Source organism: Planococcus faecalis, from assembly GCF_002009235.1.
Classification (GTDB): domain Bacteria; phylum Bacillota; class Bacilli; order Bacillales_A; family Planococcaceae; genus Planococcus; species Planococcus kocurii.
On the sequence record NZ_CP019401.1, the window covers coordinates 3,000,276 to 3,016,922 of the forward strand.

The 16,647-nt window shown below is 38.2% G+C and carries 17 protein-coding genes; 1 reads left to right on the forward strand and 16 read right to left on the reverse strand.

Annotation, left to right across the window (positions count from 1 at the left end):
* Positions 1-103: 103 nt before the first annotated feature.
* The 14 genes from AJGP001_RS14875 to AJGP001_RS14940 form a co-directional block, all read right to left on the reverse strand.
* Entirely contained in the window at positions 104-1,279 is a 1,176-nt protein-coding gene (locus AJGP001_RS14875; protein WP_071154144.1) for an acyl-CoA dehydrogenase family protein, read from the reverse strand.
* A gap of 29 nt (positions 1,280-1,308) precedes the next feature.
* Positions 1,309-2,475 (reverse strand): CaiB/BaiF CoA transferase family protein, encoded by a 1,167-nt coding sequence (locus tag AJGP001_RS14880; protein WP_071154143.1) that lies wholly within the window; start codon positions 2,473-2,475, stop codon positions 1,309-1,311.
* Positions 2,476-2,503: 28 nt separating this feature from the next.
* The gene (locus tag AJGP001_RS14885; RefSeq protein ID WP_071154142.1) at positions 2,504-3,925 is read right to left on the reverse strand and encodes an SLC13 family permease; all 1,422 of its coding nucleotides are present in this window, start codon (positions 3,923-3,925) and stop codon (positions 2,504-2,506) included.
* 69 nt (positions 3,926-3,994) lie between these two features.
* A complete protein-coding gene (locus tag AJGP001_RS14890; protein ID WP_245830205.1) occupies positions 3,995-4,687 on the reverse strand; it encodes a class I SAM-dependent methyltransferase in 693 nt (230 codons plus the stop codon).
* A gap of 236 nt (positions 4,688-4,923) precedes the next feature.
* Positions 4,924-5,778, reverse strand: a complete 855-nt coding sequence (locus AJGP001_RS14895; protein ID WP_078080715.1) for an HpcH/HpaI aldolase/citrate lyase family protein — start codon at positions 5,776-5,778, stop codon at positions 4,924-4,926.
* A 145-nt stretch (positions 5,779-5,923) separates the two neighbouring features.
* Complete coding sequence (locus AJGP001_RS14900) at positions 5,924-6,982, reverse strand: tartrate dehydrogenase (RefSeq protein WP_078080716.1); 1,059 nt, start codon at positions 6,980-6,982, stop codon at positions 5,924-5,926.
* 47 nt (positions 6,983-7,029) lie between these two features.
* A complete protein-coding gene (locus AJGP001_RS14905; RefSeq protein ID WP_049693096.1) occupies positions 7,030-7,695 on the reverse strand; it encodes a GntR family transcriptional regulator in 666 nt (221 codons plus the stop codon).
* Between the two features lie 66 nt (positions 7,696-7,761).
* Positions 7,762-8,652, reverse strand: a complete 891-nt coding sequence (locus AJGP001_RS14910) for an NAD(P)-dependent oxidoreductase (protein WP_169835279.1) — start codon at positions 8,650-8,652, stop codon at positions 7,762-7,764.
* Positions 8,653-8,689: 37 nt separating this feature from the next.
* Positions 8,690-9,238, reverse strand: a complete 549-nt coding sequence (locus AJGP001_RS14915; protein WP_049693098.1) for a Fe-S-containing hydro-lyase — start codon at positions 9,236-9,238, stop codon at positions 8,690-8,692.
* A 9-nt stretch (positions 9,239-9,247) separates the two neighbouring features.
* Entirely contained in the window at positions 9,248-10,093 is an 846-nt protein-coding gene (locus tag AJGP001_RS14920) for a fumarate hydratase (RefSeq protein ID WP_071154139.1), read from the reverse strand.
* Positions 10,090-10,617, reverse strand: coding sequence for a PaaI family thioesterase (locus tag AJGP001_RS14925; protein WP_071154138.1), 528 nt, complete (start codon positions 10,615-10,617; stop codon positions 10,090-10,092). The genes AJGP001_RS14920 and AJGP001_RS14925 overlap by 4 nt, the downstream gene beginning before the upstream one ends.
* Before the next feature lie 64 nt (positions 10,618-10,681).
* Positions 10,682-12,022: an MmgE/PrpD family protein gene (locus AJGP001_RS14930; protein ID WP_078080719.1), complete on the reverse strand. Its 1,341-nt coding sequence runs from the start codon at positions 12,020-12,022 to the stop codon at positions 10,682-10,684.
* A gap of 39 nt (positions 12,023-12,061) precedes the next feature.
* Positions 12,062-12,856 carry an enoyl-CoA hydratase/isomerase family protein gene (locus AJGP001_RS14935; protein WP_071154137.1) on the reverse strand — a complete coding sequence of 265 codons (795 nt, stop codon included), beginning with the start codon at positions 12,854-12,856 and terminating at the stop codon, positions 12,062-12,064.
* Between the two features lie 57 nt (positions 12,857-12,913).
* Positions 12,914-13,843, reverse strand: coding sequence for a hydroxymethylglutaryl-CoA lyase (locus AJGP001_RS14940; RefSeq protein WP_071154136.1), 930 nt, complete (start codon positions 13,841-13,843; stop codon positions 12,914-12,916).
* A 110-nt stretch (positions 13,844-13,953) separates the two neighbouring features.
* Here AJGP001_RS14940 and AJGP001_RS14945 point away from each other — a divergent pair, with 110 nt between their 5' ends.
* On the forward strand, positions 13,954-14,877 hold the full coding sequence (locus tag AJGP001_RS14945; protein WP_078080720.1) for an AEC family transporter: 924 nt from the start codon (positions 13,954-13,956) through the stop codon (positions 14,875-14,877).
* A gap of 21 nt (positions 14,878-14,898) precedes the next feature.
* On the opposite strand, the gene pcaC is transcribed toward AJGP001_RS14945, so the two are convergent.
* Both pcaC and AJGP001_RS14955 read right to left on the reverse strand, forming a co-directional pair.
* Complete coding sequence (gene pcaC, locus AJGP001_RS14950) at positions 14,899-15,282, reverse strand: 4-carboxymuconolactone decarboxylase (protein WP_049693105.1); 384 nt, start codon at positions 15,280-15,282, stop codon at positions 14,899-14,901.
* A gap of 131 nt (positions 15,283-15,413) precedes the next feature.
* Positions 15,414-16,442: a DctP family TRAP transporter solute-binding subunit gene (locus AJGP001_RS14955; protein WP_071154134.1), complete on the reverse strand. Its 1,029-nt coding sequence runs from the start codon at positions 16,440-16,442 to the stop codon at positions 15,414-15,416.
* Between the last annotated feature and the right edge of the window lie 205 nt (positions 16,443-16,647).

Here is a 16,647-nt window from a genome sequence, read left to right on the forward strand (position 1 = left end):
ACGTTAAAAAATATATCTTTTGCACTTCGCTATCTCAATTCCATTTAGCTTATTTTCAAAATAAAGATACAGCAAAATCGATGGATTTCTCTACTAATAAATATTAGTAAGAACGCGGCATTTTTAATATGTTCTGCCCTAAATACGCTAGAATCATATTATTACTAACTGGTGCAACTTGATACATTCTCGTTTCTCTAAATTTCCGCTCTACGTCATACTCGTCAACGAACCCGTAACCACCGAATGTATCTAAGCAGACGTTTGCTGCTTGCCAGCTCGCTTCACTGGACAAGAATTTTGCCAAATTGGCTTGCTCGCCAAATTTTTCGTTATTATCAAATCTTCTGGCTGCTTCATACCGCATTAAATCGGCAGCTTTAATTGCTGCATAAGCTCGTGCAATAGGAAATTGAATACCTTGGTTTTCACCAATTTTCCGATTAAAGACTTCTCGTTTATTTGCGTAACTAGTAGCTTTATCGATAAAGAAGTATCCATCTCCTATTGCTTCTGCTGCTAATAAGGTTCGTTCTGCATTCATACCATCTAATACATATCGAAATCCACTACCTTCTTCACCTATCAAACATGCTGCTGGAATTTCCATATTTTTATACCATACTTGGTTTGTAGCATAGTTGAACATAGCACGAACCGGCTCTACTTTTAGAGATTCAGGTTGTTGTTCGCGAATGATTCGAAGATCAACTAAAAACAAACTAAGTCCTTCAGCACGCTTTTCTCCCACATCTTCTATTGGTGTCGTACGAGCAAGCAACATCACTAAATCCGATTGTAGTAAACGACTGGTCCAATTTTTATGACCATTAACGATATAACCGTTTGCTGCTTTTTCAGCAAACGTTTCAATTGCAGTAGTATTGGAGCCTGCTTTTTCTTCTGTTACAGAAAAAGCCTGGAACCTTATTGATCCATCTGCAATACCAGGCAAATACTGTTGCTTTTGTTCTTCACTACCGTGTTTTAGTAATGCACCCATCGTATACATTTGAGCATGACAACCTGCAGCATGACCACCAGATCGATTAATTTCTTCTAAAATAATTGTAGCTTCTGTCATACCGTAGCCTTTACCACCGTATTTCTCAGGAATTAATGCTGAAAGATACCCACTTTTTGTTAGTGCATCTACAAACTCGTAAGGATACTCACGTTCTAAATCTAATTGTCTCCAATACGAATTTGGAAATTCTGAACATAGTTCTCTAACATTTTGACGCAATTGCTCTCTTTCTGTTTGTGTTAATGTCGGCATTCGGATTTTCCCCTTCCACATACATTTTTTTAACTAGTTAACTTATTTATTTGTTCTTTCGAAAAACCCAACTCGCTTAAAATTGCCTCTGTATGTTCTCCTACATCGGGAATCGGATTCATGACCGTATCCACTTCGTCCGACGTAACAGGTGGAATGAGCGCCTTTAGTTTTCCAACCGGCGAATCCACTTCTCTCCACCGATTGCGTGCTGCCAACTGCGGATGTTCGACTAGTTCGTTCATCGTGTTCAAACGTGCATTCGCAATTCGTGATTCTTCAAGCTTTTCGATTACTTGCGCAGAGTTCATCGTTTGAAAAACAGTTTCAATAATTTGTTTTAATGCGTCTTTGTTAGCCACTCGCTCAGAGTTGCTGTTGAACAGTGAATTTGAAGCCAGTTCAGGATTACTCAAAACAGTGCTACAAAATTCAACCCATTCCCGCTCATTTTGAATGCCCATGAATACCATTTTCTCATCGCCTGCTTTAAACGGGCCATAAGGATAAATCGTCGAATGACTGGCGCCTGTCCGTGGTGGTTCATTGTCTCCATAAGCTGAGTAATAAAGAGGATAACCCATCCATTCAGCCAAGGCTTCAAGCATTGACACTTCAATAATCGCCCCTTTTCCTGTTTTATAGCGTGAAATAATGGCAGTTAATATACCCGTGTATGCATACATTCCAGCTGCAATATCTGCAATTGAAATTCCTGCTTTAGATGGTGTATCTTCGGTTCCTGTAACTGATACTAATCCGGCTTCACATTGTATAAGCAAATCGTATGCTTTCTTATTTGTATAAGGTCCAAAAGTACCATAACCAGAAATAGAACAAATAATCAGTTGTGGGTAGGTTTCTTTTAGATCTTGCGCGCTAAATCCCAGTCGATCGACAGCACCAGGAGCTAGGTTATGAAGAAATACATCCGCATCTTTTAATAGTTTATGCAATACTTCCTTAGCTTCTTTTTTCTTAAGATCTAGTGCTAGTGACTCTTTCGAGCGATTGATCCATACAAAATGACTCGCCATTCCTTTTACTGTTTTATCGTAGTTTCTAGCAAAATCGCCCACTTCTGGTCTTTCTACTTTGATGACGCGCGCTCCTAAATCGGCTAATTGTCTAGTTGCAAAGGGTGCTGCAACAGCCTGTTCTAAAGAAACAACGGTTATTCCTTCCAATGGCAACATATTATTTTCCTCCTTTTAAAATAGTTTGTTATATCAATCCAATCCAATTCCACCACGTAGCTGCAACAAAAATGGTGGCACTCACTGAAATCACAGTCGCGTATAAACCAGGCTTTAAAAAATCCTTTTGTGAAACCATTCCTGTACTATGGGCAATCAAGTTTGGCATAGACTCAACAATTAAGATAAATCCAAAAAGACAAGTTAATCCTGTAGTAAACGCCATAACCAATGGATCAACTCCAGCATTTTGAGCAACGCTTATAACAATTGGCACTAGCACAACAACTGCAGTCGCAACATTTGAAATCATTTTATGAAAAACTTGAGCCAAAATAATCACAATCACTACCGAAGGAAACGGATTTTGTATAAGTTGCAGGAACCAATCAACACTTAAATACTGACTAATTGTCGTCGAAGCACCGGAATCCACAAATGTATAGCCCATTGACAACGTAATACTAACCAGTAAAACCGTATTGTAGTTGATCCGAACTACAGGCTCCCACGAAGCAACACCAATAACAGGAAAAGTCATCAGCACTACGCCGGCAAGAGCTGGAATGCTCGGATGCAATCCATGGAGAGGCTCCGTCAACCACAAAATAACAATAGTTAACAAAATTATTAAACAGCGAATTTCTCGTGCATTAACTGGACCTAATTCCTTTAATTTTTTCGTCATTTCATCTTTGATTGCTGGAAAGTATTGCTGCTCCTCTGGCAAAGGAAAGACTTTCAGTAGCATAAACCATATAGCTGGGATTAATAGCAACCAAATCGGAAATGTATAGTAAAACCACTGAAAATATGTAATATTAATACCTGCTAACCGATTGAGCAACTCCACTGTCAAAATATTGCCGATTGCCGCTGTCATAACAGAAGTCCCACTGATGACTCCTCCAAAAGCGACGCCCAACATAATCATTTTTCTTAAGTTGCCTCCAGGTTCAGCATGAGTTGTTTCGATAATCATCGTTGAGACTGGCAAAATTAACGCAGACCGTACTGCCGTCGAAGGAATAAAGAAGGCTTGGATCTGCTGAATCATAATGATGCTGCCAAGCAGACCTGCTGAGCGGCCGCCCCATTTTTTTAAAATCGTATAACTCATTCGTTTAATTAAAGCAGTTTCGTTAACTGCAGTCGCAAGCATCATTCCCCCGACGATTAAATAAGTGGCTGGTGAAGCAAACCCGCTAAAGATAACTGTTGTGTCTGCGACGTCGAATAACAACATCAACAACAAGATAATCAGTGCAGTCAAGCCTATAGGTATCGATTCTAATGACCATAAAATAATGCCAAGGGTAATAATACTGGTCATTACTTTAGCAGCGTAAGAAAAGTCATTTGGCAACAAAAAATAAACAGCAAGAAAACCTAAAATAGCTATTCCGATGAATAAGAACGTTCTCGCATTTTCTACGGAATTACTTTTCACGTTTCTTTTCCCTCCCTTTTCACAGCCACTATGTTTTTTTGAGAACATACAGAATCGAATTTGGCTTTTTTAATCTGCGTAACAAATCCAACCTCCAAACTGATTGGTTTTTAAGAAATTGGCAATTCGATGAAACCCAGTATCTGTTAGCAGTTGCCGAATTTCAACTTCAGAAATTGATGAATCCGTTAAAGTGCCTTTCATCAATTCTTCTACTTTTTGAGCAGACAAGTTGGTCATATCTAGCCAATAATTCTTCCACAATGTTACGAGCTCTTTAAACTCTGGATCATTTGGATCTCCAAACTTACTAACCAATACGAAAGGAGCTCCTGAATTTAGATGACTTCTTATTTTCGCTAGTAATGCCTTTTTTTCTTTTACTTCAGGGATAAAATGCAAAACCAAAATACAAGTCGCACCATCAAAGTGCTTTTCCTTTGGCACATCCATTACAGTGCCGTTTATCCACTCGATACGTTTTTCAATGCCTACTTGTTTTGCTTTTACTTTAGCTGCTTCAAGCATAGCTTTTGCAGGATCTACTGCTGTAAAATGCCATCCAGGATTTGGTACGCCAAAAGCTTTTAATTCATTTCCTCCACCGCAACCAACTACAAGTACGTCAGCTTGCTCTTTAAGCGCGTAGTGAAGAAAGGTTTGTGACAAGCGTAACATTGGATCATATCTCGGCAACGTCCGCCTTACTCCTTTGTCATACTCTGTCGCAATTTCTTGATTGAATTCCATTTTATCAGCCATTGTTCTCTCTCCTTTCATCTAGATTCTATTCAATGTAACCGTACAAAATAATAGTTATTTAAAATGATCATTGAGAACTTCAAGAAATTTTTACTAACATCTTTAATTACTAATTTTACACGCGTTGTTGCTTTGTCTTCTTACACTCTGGTTTTATGTATTTCAGCAAAGTATATATTGCTGTTTTTAGCTACCGAAAATGCTCTACACAACAGAGGTTAATCTGCTTTTCAGTACTATTTTTCACTATTTCTATTATAAGTTTTTTTAGCTTTTTTATAGATTGGATAATCAACAAATTGTCCATCAACTTTAATCGACGCAATACCTTCTTTTTCAGCTTTTTCAAATGCCTCAACAATTTTTTTTGCCCTTGTGATTTCTTCATCTGAAGTCGAAAATACTTGATGGACAACGTCTAGTTGTTTCGGATGAATAACCAGTTTGGCCTTAAAGCCAAGTTGATTTGCAAAAACCGTTTGATTTTTCAATCCGTTTTCATCTGTTAAATTTGGATAAACCGCATCAATTGGTGGGCCAATACCCGCTGCCTTCGAAGCAATAACCAACTGCGAGCGAGCAAACAGCAATTCCAGTCCTTCTGGAGTTAGCTCACAGTCAATGTCTAGTGAAAAGTCAATAGATCCGAAAGCCAAAGCCGAAACTAAAGGATCTGCAGATGCGATTGCGTACGCAAACTGGATGCCCTTGGCACTTTCTATTAAGGGAATCAAATCAAATGCTTTATCACTGTTCTTTCTAATTTCACGAATTTTATTAGAGACTGTTTGAATTCCTTGCTCGTTTTCTGCTTTTGGAAGCATAATTCCTGCAGCTCCATTAGTAACTGCTGTTTCCAAATCTGCTTCCCAAAAAGAAGTCTCCAAAGCATTGATGCGCACAATGAATTTATGTTCTTTTTTATATACTTTCAAAGCTTCTTTCATAACTTCTCTTGCAGCTTGTTTTTCCGATAGTGCTACCGCATCTTCTAAATCTATAATAACCACATCTGCCTTAGATGTGACTGCCTTCTCTATTAACGAAAAACTAGTCGCGGGTACGAATAAATAGGAATATGGTTTACTCATCAACTTACCCTCCGATTCTTGGATATTGGATACAATATCAACTTACTACGTATGGTACTAAACAATTCAGTAATTGTAAATGTGTTTTCAGAAAATTTAGTTCTTTATAGGTGATGGTGATTTTGTTATAGCTGTTAAGTAGTTTTTATTTATTTCGAAGCTTATGAATAATTTCATCGGTTACTTCACTTGTCGAGGAGTTACCTCCGATATCTGCAGTTTTGATACCAGATTGCATAGATTCTTCAATCGCATCCAGCAAAATCCTGCCCATTTCATGCTCTCCTAAATGATCGAGCATCATTTTAGCTGTCCAAATCTGACCAACTGGATTAGCAATTCCTTTTCCAAAAATGTCTGGTGCTGAGCCATGTACAGGTTCAAACATAGATGGGTATTTACCGTTGAGATTAATATTTCCAGAAGGTGCTATTCCTATACTGCCCATTATGGCTGCTCCAATATCACTCAAAATATCTCCAAACAAATTGCTAGCTACCACAACATCTAGCGTCTGTGGCTTTGTAATGAAAAAAGCAGAAAGCGCATCAATATGTTCGCTATTGGTTTGAACGTCTCCATAATTTCCTGCAACTTCTTTGAAGACCTCATCCCAAAACGGCATGGAATGGACAATTCCATTTGATTTAGTAGCACTTGTTACATGACTACTCCGTTTTTGAGCCAATTCAAAGGCATAGTTAATCACACGGGAAACACCTTTTTTCGTAAAAACTGCATTTTGAATGACGATTTCATCTTCTCCACTGTGTACTCGTCCTCCGATACTGCTATATTCGCCTTCACTGTTTTCACGGACAATCATAATATCAAAGTTCTGTGGATTTCCCAGAGGAGAGACGATTCCTTTCAACTGTTTGGCTGGACGAATATTGATAACTTGCTCGAATTCTCTGCGGATTTTCAGCAACAAACCTCCAAGCGAGATGTGGTCCGCTACTAATGATGAATCTCCAACAGCTCCTAAGAAAATGGCATCGCTTTGTGTAAGATGGCTTAAGCCATCTTTTGGCATCATTTCTCCATGCTGAACGTAATACTCTGAACTCCATGGATGATAAGTCGAACTAAATTTTAAACCTCCATGAATTTCTGCTACTACATCTAAAACACGTAATGCCTCAGGCACAACTTCTTTTCCAATCCCATCTCCTGCAATTACAGCCAATTTTATTTGCTTCATACCATTTACGCCTCCACAACTGTTAAATTTCTTATAAACTAAAAATTTTACTTTTTGTTCATCATCTCAACTAAGTTTTCTTTGGTTCTTAGAATATGCTTTTCTGTAATTCTTCTTAATCGAACTTCGTCTTTTTGTTTTACATATTCCAACATTAAGCGATGCTCTTCATGTGAATCTGCTAAGTGATTTGATAAGAGACTCGGTGTGTAAGGAGGAATCCCTTTCCACAGCGTTTCGATAAATCCTTGAATGCGTCTCCATGGACAGCTTTCTCTTAAAATTCGATGAAATTCGGCATTTAGTTTCATGAAAACCTCAACATCGTTTTCATCAGCTTTTAGCTTAATCATTGCGTTGTATAGATTTTCAAGTTCTCGTATTTCTTCATCCCCTAAATATGGAAGAGATTTCACAACTGCTTGTCCTTCCAAAAGAGCTCTTAATTGATAGATTTCTTCAATATCCTCAGTAGAGATTGGAGTAACTACTGCACCTCTCCTCGGTTCAATCTTAACTAAGCCTTCAACTTCTAGTTGACGCAATGCTTCCCTAAGTGGCATTCGACTAACTCCCAATTTTTGAGCCCACTCTTCTTGCATCAACCGTTCGCCCATTCTGAACTCACCTTTGAGTATCAGTTCTCTTAGTTTATTTGTTACTTTATACTGCAAAGTGGCTCTATCTTGTTCTGTTAATTTGAAATTTTCCATATAGCACCCCTCAAATATCTTTATTTTTATACGTTCTTTAAAGGTTGCCTTTGAACATCAGGACAATTAAGATCCTTTAATTTCTATAGAAAACATTTCTTCAATGTACTTTATAACGGCTGTATGGTCTTGGTCACCTCTGCCTTGCGACCAAGCGTGTTTCCAAAGCTGAAAAGATGCACTAGAAATAAACATCGGTACCTTTTCTTCTTCTGCCATGGCCATGGCAATTTTTAAGTCTTTGACCATCAAATCTAAGGTGAAACCAACTTCAAATTTTCGCGTCAAGACTTGATTGGGAAATTTAAACTCACTAGAGAAACTTCTGCCCGTACTCGCATTAATCACATCAAGCATTTTCTCAGGATCTAGACCTAGTTTAACGCCAAGTGCCATCGCTTCTCCTGTAGCCGCCAAAGTAGTTGCCGAAATCATGTTATTCAATGCCTTAATCGTATGACCTGCTCCTGCTTCTCCAACATGGAAAATATGAGCACCTAAACATTCCAGCAGTGGTTTTGCTCTATCAAAATCGACTGTTTCGCCTCCGACCATTATCGATAAAGTGCCGTCTTCCGCCTTTTTGACACCTCCACTTACTGGTGCATCAATCATCTTCAGACCTTTTTCCTTCAATAGAGCGTTGAGCTCTTTTGTGACAGAAGGAATCGATGTAGTCATTTCAATTAACAAGCTCTCGGAATTCATGCCTTCCATTAAGCCTTCTGTACCCATCAGTGTTTCTTTCACAATAAAGACATTTGGCAAGACGGTTAGAATGTATGGAAATTTCTTTGCTAAAGCTGCAGGGCTTTTCGTTTCTTCTGCGCCCATCTCTACAAATTTTCGAACTAAGTCTTTGTTCAAATCAAAAACTCCAACTTTTACTCCTTGTTCAAGTAGTCTTTTCACCATACGGCCACCCATATTACCCAATCCGATAATTCCTGCCTTCACATTGTTGCCTCCTTTTGGGTACTTCATTGTTCGTTGATTATTGCTTGTATTTTGCGATTTCATCTTTGTAAATATCTCCACCATAAATATCATTGATGACAAAAACCGGAAAATCCTCAATGATCAACTTACGGATAGCTTCTGTTCCTAAATCTTCATAGGCAATCACTTCAGCTTTTTTAATTGAACGCGCTATTAATGCCGCCGCGCCACCCACAGCACCAAAATAAACAGCTTTGTGTTTCAACATCGAAGCAATGACTTCTTCACTTCGATAGCCTTTACCAATCATGCCCTTCAAGCCTTTTTCAAGAAGTGCTGGTGTATACAAGTCCATTCTTCCGCTGGTTGTAGGACCTGCCGAACCAATTACTTCTCCAGGCTTGGCTGGCGTTGGACCTGTATAATACAAAACCTGGTCCTGTAGTTCGATAGGAAGTGGTATACCTTCTTTTTCTTGTTCCACCATTCGCTTATGGGCAGCATCTCGTCCTGTATATACAGTACCAGACAACAGCACACGATCTCCTGCTTTCAACGATTCAATATCTTCAATACGTAAAGGTAATTGAATTTTCTTTTGCATATTATAACCTCATTTCAGCACAATTGTTTGGTGGCGGCTGGCATGGCAATTTAAATTGACCGCTACTGGTAAAGCTGCAATATGACAGGACTCGAGTTCCACTTTGACGTCTAGTGCAGTTGTACTACCTCCCATACCCTGTGGTCCGATGCCCAGACGGTTAATCTGTTCCATTAATTCCAGTTCAAGCTCTGCTACTACTGGATCTTGGTGGCGTATACCTAAAGGACGAAACAATGATTTTTTAGCTAAAAAAGCACACCGCTCGAAATTACCGCCAATCCCGATACCGACCACTAGTGGCGGACATGCATTCGGTCCCGCTTCTTTAACAATCGATAAAATATACTCCTTAACTCCTTCCATGCCGTCAGAAGGCTTTAGCATTTTCAATGCACTCATGTTTTCTGCACCGCCGCCTTTAGCGGTCATATGCAACGTCAGTTCTTGTCCTTCAACCAAGTCAATATGGACAATGGCTGGCGTGTTGTTTCCCGTATTTGTTCGATTCATCGGATTGTAGATCATAGAATTTCTTAAATACCCTTCACTGTAGCCTTTTTCTACCCCTTCATTAATGGCATCGACTAACCTGCCACCAACAATGTGACAATCTTGACCCACTTCTGCGATAAAAACTGCCGTACCTGTGTCTTGACACATCGGTACTCGTTCAACTTTGGCAATATCGGCATTATCAATCAATTGCGTCAGCACTTCTTTGCCTGTTTCTGAGCGTTCTGTTTGTAGTGCATTTTTAAATGCTGCGTAAACATCTTCTCCGAGATTGTAGTTAGACTCTATACACATTGTTTTTACTTTTTCCACAATTTGTTCATAAGCAATTTTTCTCATCGGTCTCCTTCCTTTCTTTTTTTTGTTCTACTGATATAAAAAGTACCCAGCGCTTTTGCCACTAATTTTCCCGAATCATCATGAATCGCGCACTCGGAAACTACTGTAGTTCTACCTTGTCTCAAAATATAAGGAGTCGCGATCAAACGAGAACCTTGTCCTTTTTCAATAAAATTTACTTTTAGTTCTAAAGTAAACACTTTTTCTTCTTCTGTTAAATTTTGTAAAATACTAAAGCCGATTGCGACATCGGCTAATGTATAAATAGAACCGCCTTGTGCCACACCATAAGTATTTTCATTCTGAAATCCTAAAGTCATTTCAGTTGTTCCGTCGTCGTGTTGTTCTATTGCTAAAAACCTTCCGAGAAAATGCATCGGTACGGCGTTATCGATTGAGTCGTCTTGCGACTTCTGCAAAAGTGATAATAAATAAGTGGCTTGTTTTAGTTCAGATGAGTTAAAGGTTTTTAATTGGTGGATCAAACTTGTGACCGTCGTTGATTGTTCACTGTTATGTTCCATAGAAACGCCTTCTTTACATGGATTCTTTTCTCTTTTTTCCATTCGTCAATTGTACTAGTGCTACTTATAGTGTCTTCATAAGATCGCTAATATTTTCTATCGATTCCAAATTCATTAAACTCTCTGCTAAAGCTTGTCGCTGTTGGAGCGGTATGATTGTAGCCATTCCTATAAATTTTTCAAGCAACTCTTTTGTAGTTACTGCATTTTCAGGGTCACCTTTTGGAAAATCTGTTTGTTTGTAAATTTTCTCTCCATTTTTCAACAAAACAGTGACTGTCGCTCCCCATTTTCTTGGGTAGCTCTCATCAATTGCAGGATCTACGTGAACATTCACTTTTTCCATCAACGCTCGAATATCTTTATCCCACAACTCTTCTTCGCCGAAATCTTCCAGACTCGCACGGCCATTTAATAAAGCTAAAGCTGAGCAAAACTGGAGACTGAATTTAGCTGCATATTCTGTCTGAGGGTCTGCGTCATCCGTGATAGTAAGAGCAACTTGATAAGAATTGACTTCCACCGATTCGATCTCTTCTAGCACAGGTTGATGTTCTTTGAAAATATCAATCAGCAAATCGATCGCGTGATGTGTATGGCGACAAGAAGCATGAACTTTAAAAGAGTTTTCCAAAATTTTAAATTCTTGCCCAAGGTTTTCGATTATTCTAGAAACATCATGTTCTTCACTCATCGCATTAAAAAAACCACGATTACCTTCCAGAATTTTCTTTGGCCCTGTAAAACTTTTTTGCGCCAGTAAAGCAGCCATTGTGCCGTTCATTGAAGCTTTTGCTGTGTGGAGCTGTTTTGTCATGGCCCCATCAACAATAAACTCCCATAGTCCAGCAGCTTGTGACCCTGCATTTCCTAAAGCATCAACTGCTTGATCTTCTGTCAAGCCAAGTAGCTTTCCAGTTGCAGCGGCAGCACCGAATGTCCCACATGTAGCGGTATTATGCCAATAATAATAATGAGAAGGCGATACTGCTTCTCCGATTCTAAAACAGACTTCGTACCCTACGACTACAGCGGTGATTAGTTCTTTCCCACTTAATTGTCGCCACTCTGCAATCGCTAATGCTGCTGGAATAACAACTGTAGCTGCATGAATGATTGATCCTTTGTGAATATCATCTAGCTCCATCATGTGACTTGCTGATCCATTTACTAAAGCTGCATTTAATACACTGGACTTTCCTCCTGTAAACAGTTTTGCTTGTTCAAAGCCACCCATGTCTTTTACTAAGTTGCTAATTATTTGAACAGGTTTTTTATCTGACCCAGCTATTGCTGATCCAAAATAATCGAGAATACATAACTTTGTAAATGACACGACTTCTTCAGGCAAATCCTCGTATTGAAGATTTAAGCTATACCTTGCTAAATACCTGCTCAATTCCATTTTCTGAATCTCCTTTCCTCAATAAGTTAACTATAGCTATTATTTCCCTTGCCAATTTGGTTTTCGCTTTTCATTAAAAGCTAAAACACCTTCCAATCGATCATCGGAATTAGCACATTTATAGTATTGGTCGAGTTCGATTGAAAGAGCTGTATTCATATCTGTATGCAATCCGGTTTGAATAGATTTCTTGATCGATTGTAGAGATAGCGGTGCATTTCGCGCAATTTCTTTGGCAATTTCTATTGTTTTTGACATCAATTCTTCTTTCGTAAAAATGCCATTCAAAATGCCAACTTCTAACGCTTTTTGCGCATCAACTTGATTTCCTCTAAAAAGCATTTCTTTCGCTAGTCCAACTGGAATAGCGCGCGGCAATAATTGAGTTCCTCCCACACCCGGAATAATTCCTAATTTAACTTCAGGCAATCCGACTTTAACGTGTTCGGAAGCATAGCGAAGGTCACAGCTTAGCATCATCTCCATGCCTCCGCCTAACGCAAATCCATTAACTGCAGCAATTACTGGAAACTTAAAATTTCGCAACAATTCATAGCCCTCTTCGAAAATATCGTGTTGTTGTTTCCATTGTTCGTTAGTCATTCCTTTTCGTTCTTTTAAATCCGCTCCTACGCAAAAGCTTTTTTCTCCTTTAGCCGTCAGTACTAACGCACGTAAATCTTTCCGATGCTCCAATAATGTCAGACATTCGATCAATTCGATAGCCATTTTCGTATTCAATGAATTCATTGCTTCAGGTCTATTGAGCTCGATTACGTAAACGTTCTCATCGCTATATGTTTCGTTTAATTCTACAGTTTCCCAGTTGGGCATGATGTATCCTCCTAGTTTCTTTGCTACTTTATCAAAAATAGAGTGGACTACCCTTTTCTATTTTTTTGTAGGTATCGAATATTTCCTGTCATAGGGACCTGCTTTTAAAACATAACTCGGTGTTTCATGACCCACAAGTTGTTGAAGCGTTTTAGAAGCGATTAACAATTCGTCTAATGACAGACCTGTCTCAATTCCCATACTATGAAGCATATGAACAACATCTTCTGTGCAGATATTGCCAGTTGCTCCAGGAGCAAATGGACAACCTCCAAGCCCGCCTAAGGATGCATCAAAACTTGTCACGCCAGCTTGCATTGCCGCCATCATATTAGCAAGTCCCATTCCTCTTGTGTTGTGGAAATGAAGATTGAATAATTGATGTGGAAATTTGTTTGTTAGTTCTGTTATCAAGTCATAAACTTGTTGTGGATTTGCCATACCCGTTGTATCTGCCAGTGTAATTGTTTCTAGATTCAAAGACGTCAATTGCCCAAGGATCCAGTAAATTCGTTCTTTTTTTACTTCCCCTTCGAAAGGACATCCGAAAGTCGTTGCAATCGATACACTCAAGCACATGTCTTGTTCTTTGCAATAACTCAGAATTTCTTTAAGCTCACTAAGCGAGTCTTTTGTGCTTTTTTGAACATTTTGCTCGTTATGTGTATCACTAGCCGAGAAGACGAAATTTAAGTTTTTTACGCCTTTTTCTCGTGCATTTTTTGCTCCTTTCAAATTGGGAATTAACGCGATTAGCTTTACATCATTCGGATTTTCCGATATTAATTCAACTAGTTCCCCACTGTTTGCCATTTGTGGCACTAATTTAGGATGCACGAATGAACCAAACTCTATCGTTTGAACAGCAGCTTTTACCAATTGATCGAATATCTTCTTTTTCTCATCTAAAGTCAGTATTTTGTCTTCTAGTTGTAAACCATCTCTCAGTACAACTTCATTTATCTTTACTTTTTTAGGTAATTTCATTTAGATTCACCTCAGTTTCGAAATTGATTGGTATAATTTTCTTAATAGTGTATATTGTACAGAAACCATACAACTTTCTATCAATGGATCAAACGAAAGGAGTCCCCCTCATGGAGATTTTCAATATTTTCCTTAACATCATCGTTCCTATCCTCATCTTAATTGGAATTGGGGCATTTCTACATTTCAAATTCCAACTTGATTTAAACACATTGGCAAAGATCAATATTTATTATTTAGTCCCTGGACTAATTTTTATTCGTCTTTACGAAACTGATTTGGCTTGGGATTTATTTTTTAAAGTATTAGCTTTTTTTATTTTTTTGTCTATATCTTTGTATTTTGTATCCAACATAATCAGTAGACTTTTTAGTTTTAGCAAAGGACTTCGTATCGCATTTTCACACAGCACTTTGTTTTACAACTCGGGTAATTATGGCATCTCTGTAAATGATTTAGCTTTTCGACAAGACCCCGTTGCAATGGGCGTTCAAGTACTGGTTCTTACTTTCCAAAATTTGTTGGTATACTCTTATGGCATCATCAGTTTAGATAAGTTAAATAAAACTAAAATCAAAAACACAGTTCCTTATTTTAAAATGCCGATACTTTATGCGATGTTTTTTGGCTTGCTATTAAATGCATTCAACTTAGAACTACCGCAGTTTATCTATATACCAGGCTCCTACATCGCAGATGCATTGATTGCAGTAGCATTACTTACACTAGGAGCACAAGTGGTTCAACTAAACTTCACTAAAAACATGTTTACTGTGTACCTTAGTGTCGCTGTTAGACTGATCATCAGTCCACTTACTGCTTTTATCATCATTCCATTTCTACATGTAGATGTTATTACAGCTCAAGCATTATTTATTGCTTCTGCCGTCCCAAGTTCTGTTAATAGCGCTATTATTGCACAGGAATATGAAAACGAAGCCGCATTTGCTGCTCAAGCTGTTTTTGTTTCAACTATTTTTAGTGCCTTGTCTATAACAATTGTGATTTTCTTGTCTCGAATTCTCTTTACTTAAAATGAATAAACAACCCTTAAATTACTGTTCTTTATCGATTTCATCGAATACTTCTTTTGCTGTCCTAAAACTATCAATTGCTGCTGGTACCCCACAGTAAATAGCAGTTTGAAGAAAAACTTCTTGTATATCTTCTCTCGTCAAGCCGTTATTGATAGCTCCTCTAACATGCAATTTTAATTCGTGCGGTCGATTTAATGCTGTAATCATGGCGAGATTTAGCATGCTCCGGGTTTTCTTTGTTAATCCCGGACGTGCCCAAACTTCTCCCCAACAATACTCTGTCACTAATTCCTGCATGGGCATATTAAACTCCGTCGCGTTTTGAATTGATTGATCCACATATTCTGCTCCCAACACACTTTTACGTATTTCCAGTCCTTTTTCAAATTTCTCTTTGTTCATATTCATTCTCCTGTCTATAAAGTATTGGTTTGGTTATTTTTTTCTTACAAAACGCTTTGCTTAAGCAAAGTTTAAACTAAAAAAAGCTGGCAACGGAAACCGCCAACTCTTTTAGTTTTCTTAGTTTTTTATTATTTAGCAGCTTCACGTGCCGCTTCATATACATCGGCACCAATTTCATCTTCGAATTCATCGTAAATAGGTTCTAAAGTTGTACGGAACTCTTCGATTTGTTCAGGCGTCAATTCAATAATTTCGACTTGTCCTCTTTCGCGAATTAACTCCAAGGCTTTTTCATTTAAACTTTTAGCTTCTTCACGCGCTACTTCTGTTCCTTCGTCAATTCCGGCTTCTACAATTTCTTTTGTTGCGTCGTTCATGCTTTCCCAAAACTCAGTATTTGTAAAAATAGCGTAATCCACACGTGTGTGGTTCATAACAGTCATATATTTTTGAACTTCATCGAACTTCTTCGATTCAATATTACTAAACGTATTTTCTTGACCTTCTACAACTCCTTGATCAAGTGCAGTGTAAAGTTCTCCAAATGGAATAGATTCAGAACCCGCACCTAATGCAGCATACACAGCTTCTAGGACTTGACCACCTTGAGTTCGAAATTTCAAGCCTTCAAAGTCATCCGGTGAATCAATTGGTCTTTCATTATTAGTAACGTGCTTACCACCATTTGGCCACATAGATAAACCAACTACACCATCACCTTCTAAACTACCCAAAATCTCTTGGCCTTTTTCACCATCCCAGAATTTAATTGCTTCTTCATCATTGTCAAACATAAAAGGAAGAGACGGCACATTAAATTGCGGATTATTCCCAACAAATTTGGACAAATCAGGTGCGATAAATTGAACATTATTCGAAACTAAGTTCTGGTATTCGTCTTGATCACCAAACAGTGAGCTATTAGGATAAATTTCAACTTCAATTGCACCGTCTGATTCTTTTTCTATATATTCCTTCATTGCTAGTGCGCCTTGATGTTTAGGTGTATTTTCCGCTACGACGTGAGAAAATTTAATGGTCATTTCTTCAACGTCATCACCATTACTTTCTCCACTAGTAGTTGCTTCGTCATCACCACAAGCAACTAATACAACCGCAGATATTAATAAAGATAAGGTTAAAATGTGTTTTTTCATCTAACAAACCCCCTAATTTTTTTGAATCTCAAGATAAACTTAAATCCTTTTTGTAAGGGCTTTCAATTCAATCTGTCTCCTCTCTTTCTTTCTACCCTTCGTGTACGTTGTAAACAAAAAAATTAAGTTGATGTCCTTTTGTTGAATTTTGGATACAACTTAACACAAAATTATCATAGAAAAAAATGAAAGTAAAGAAAAATTT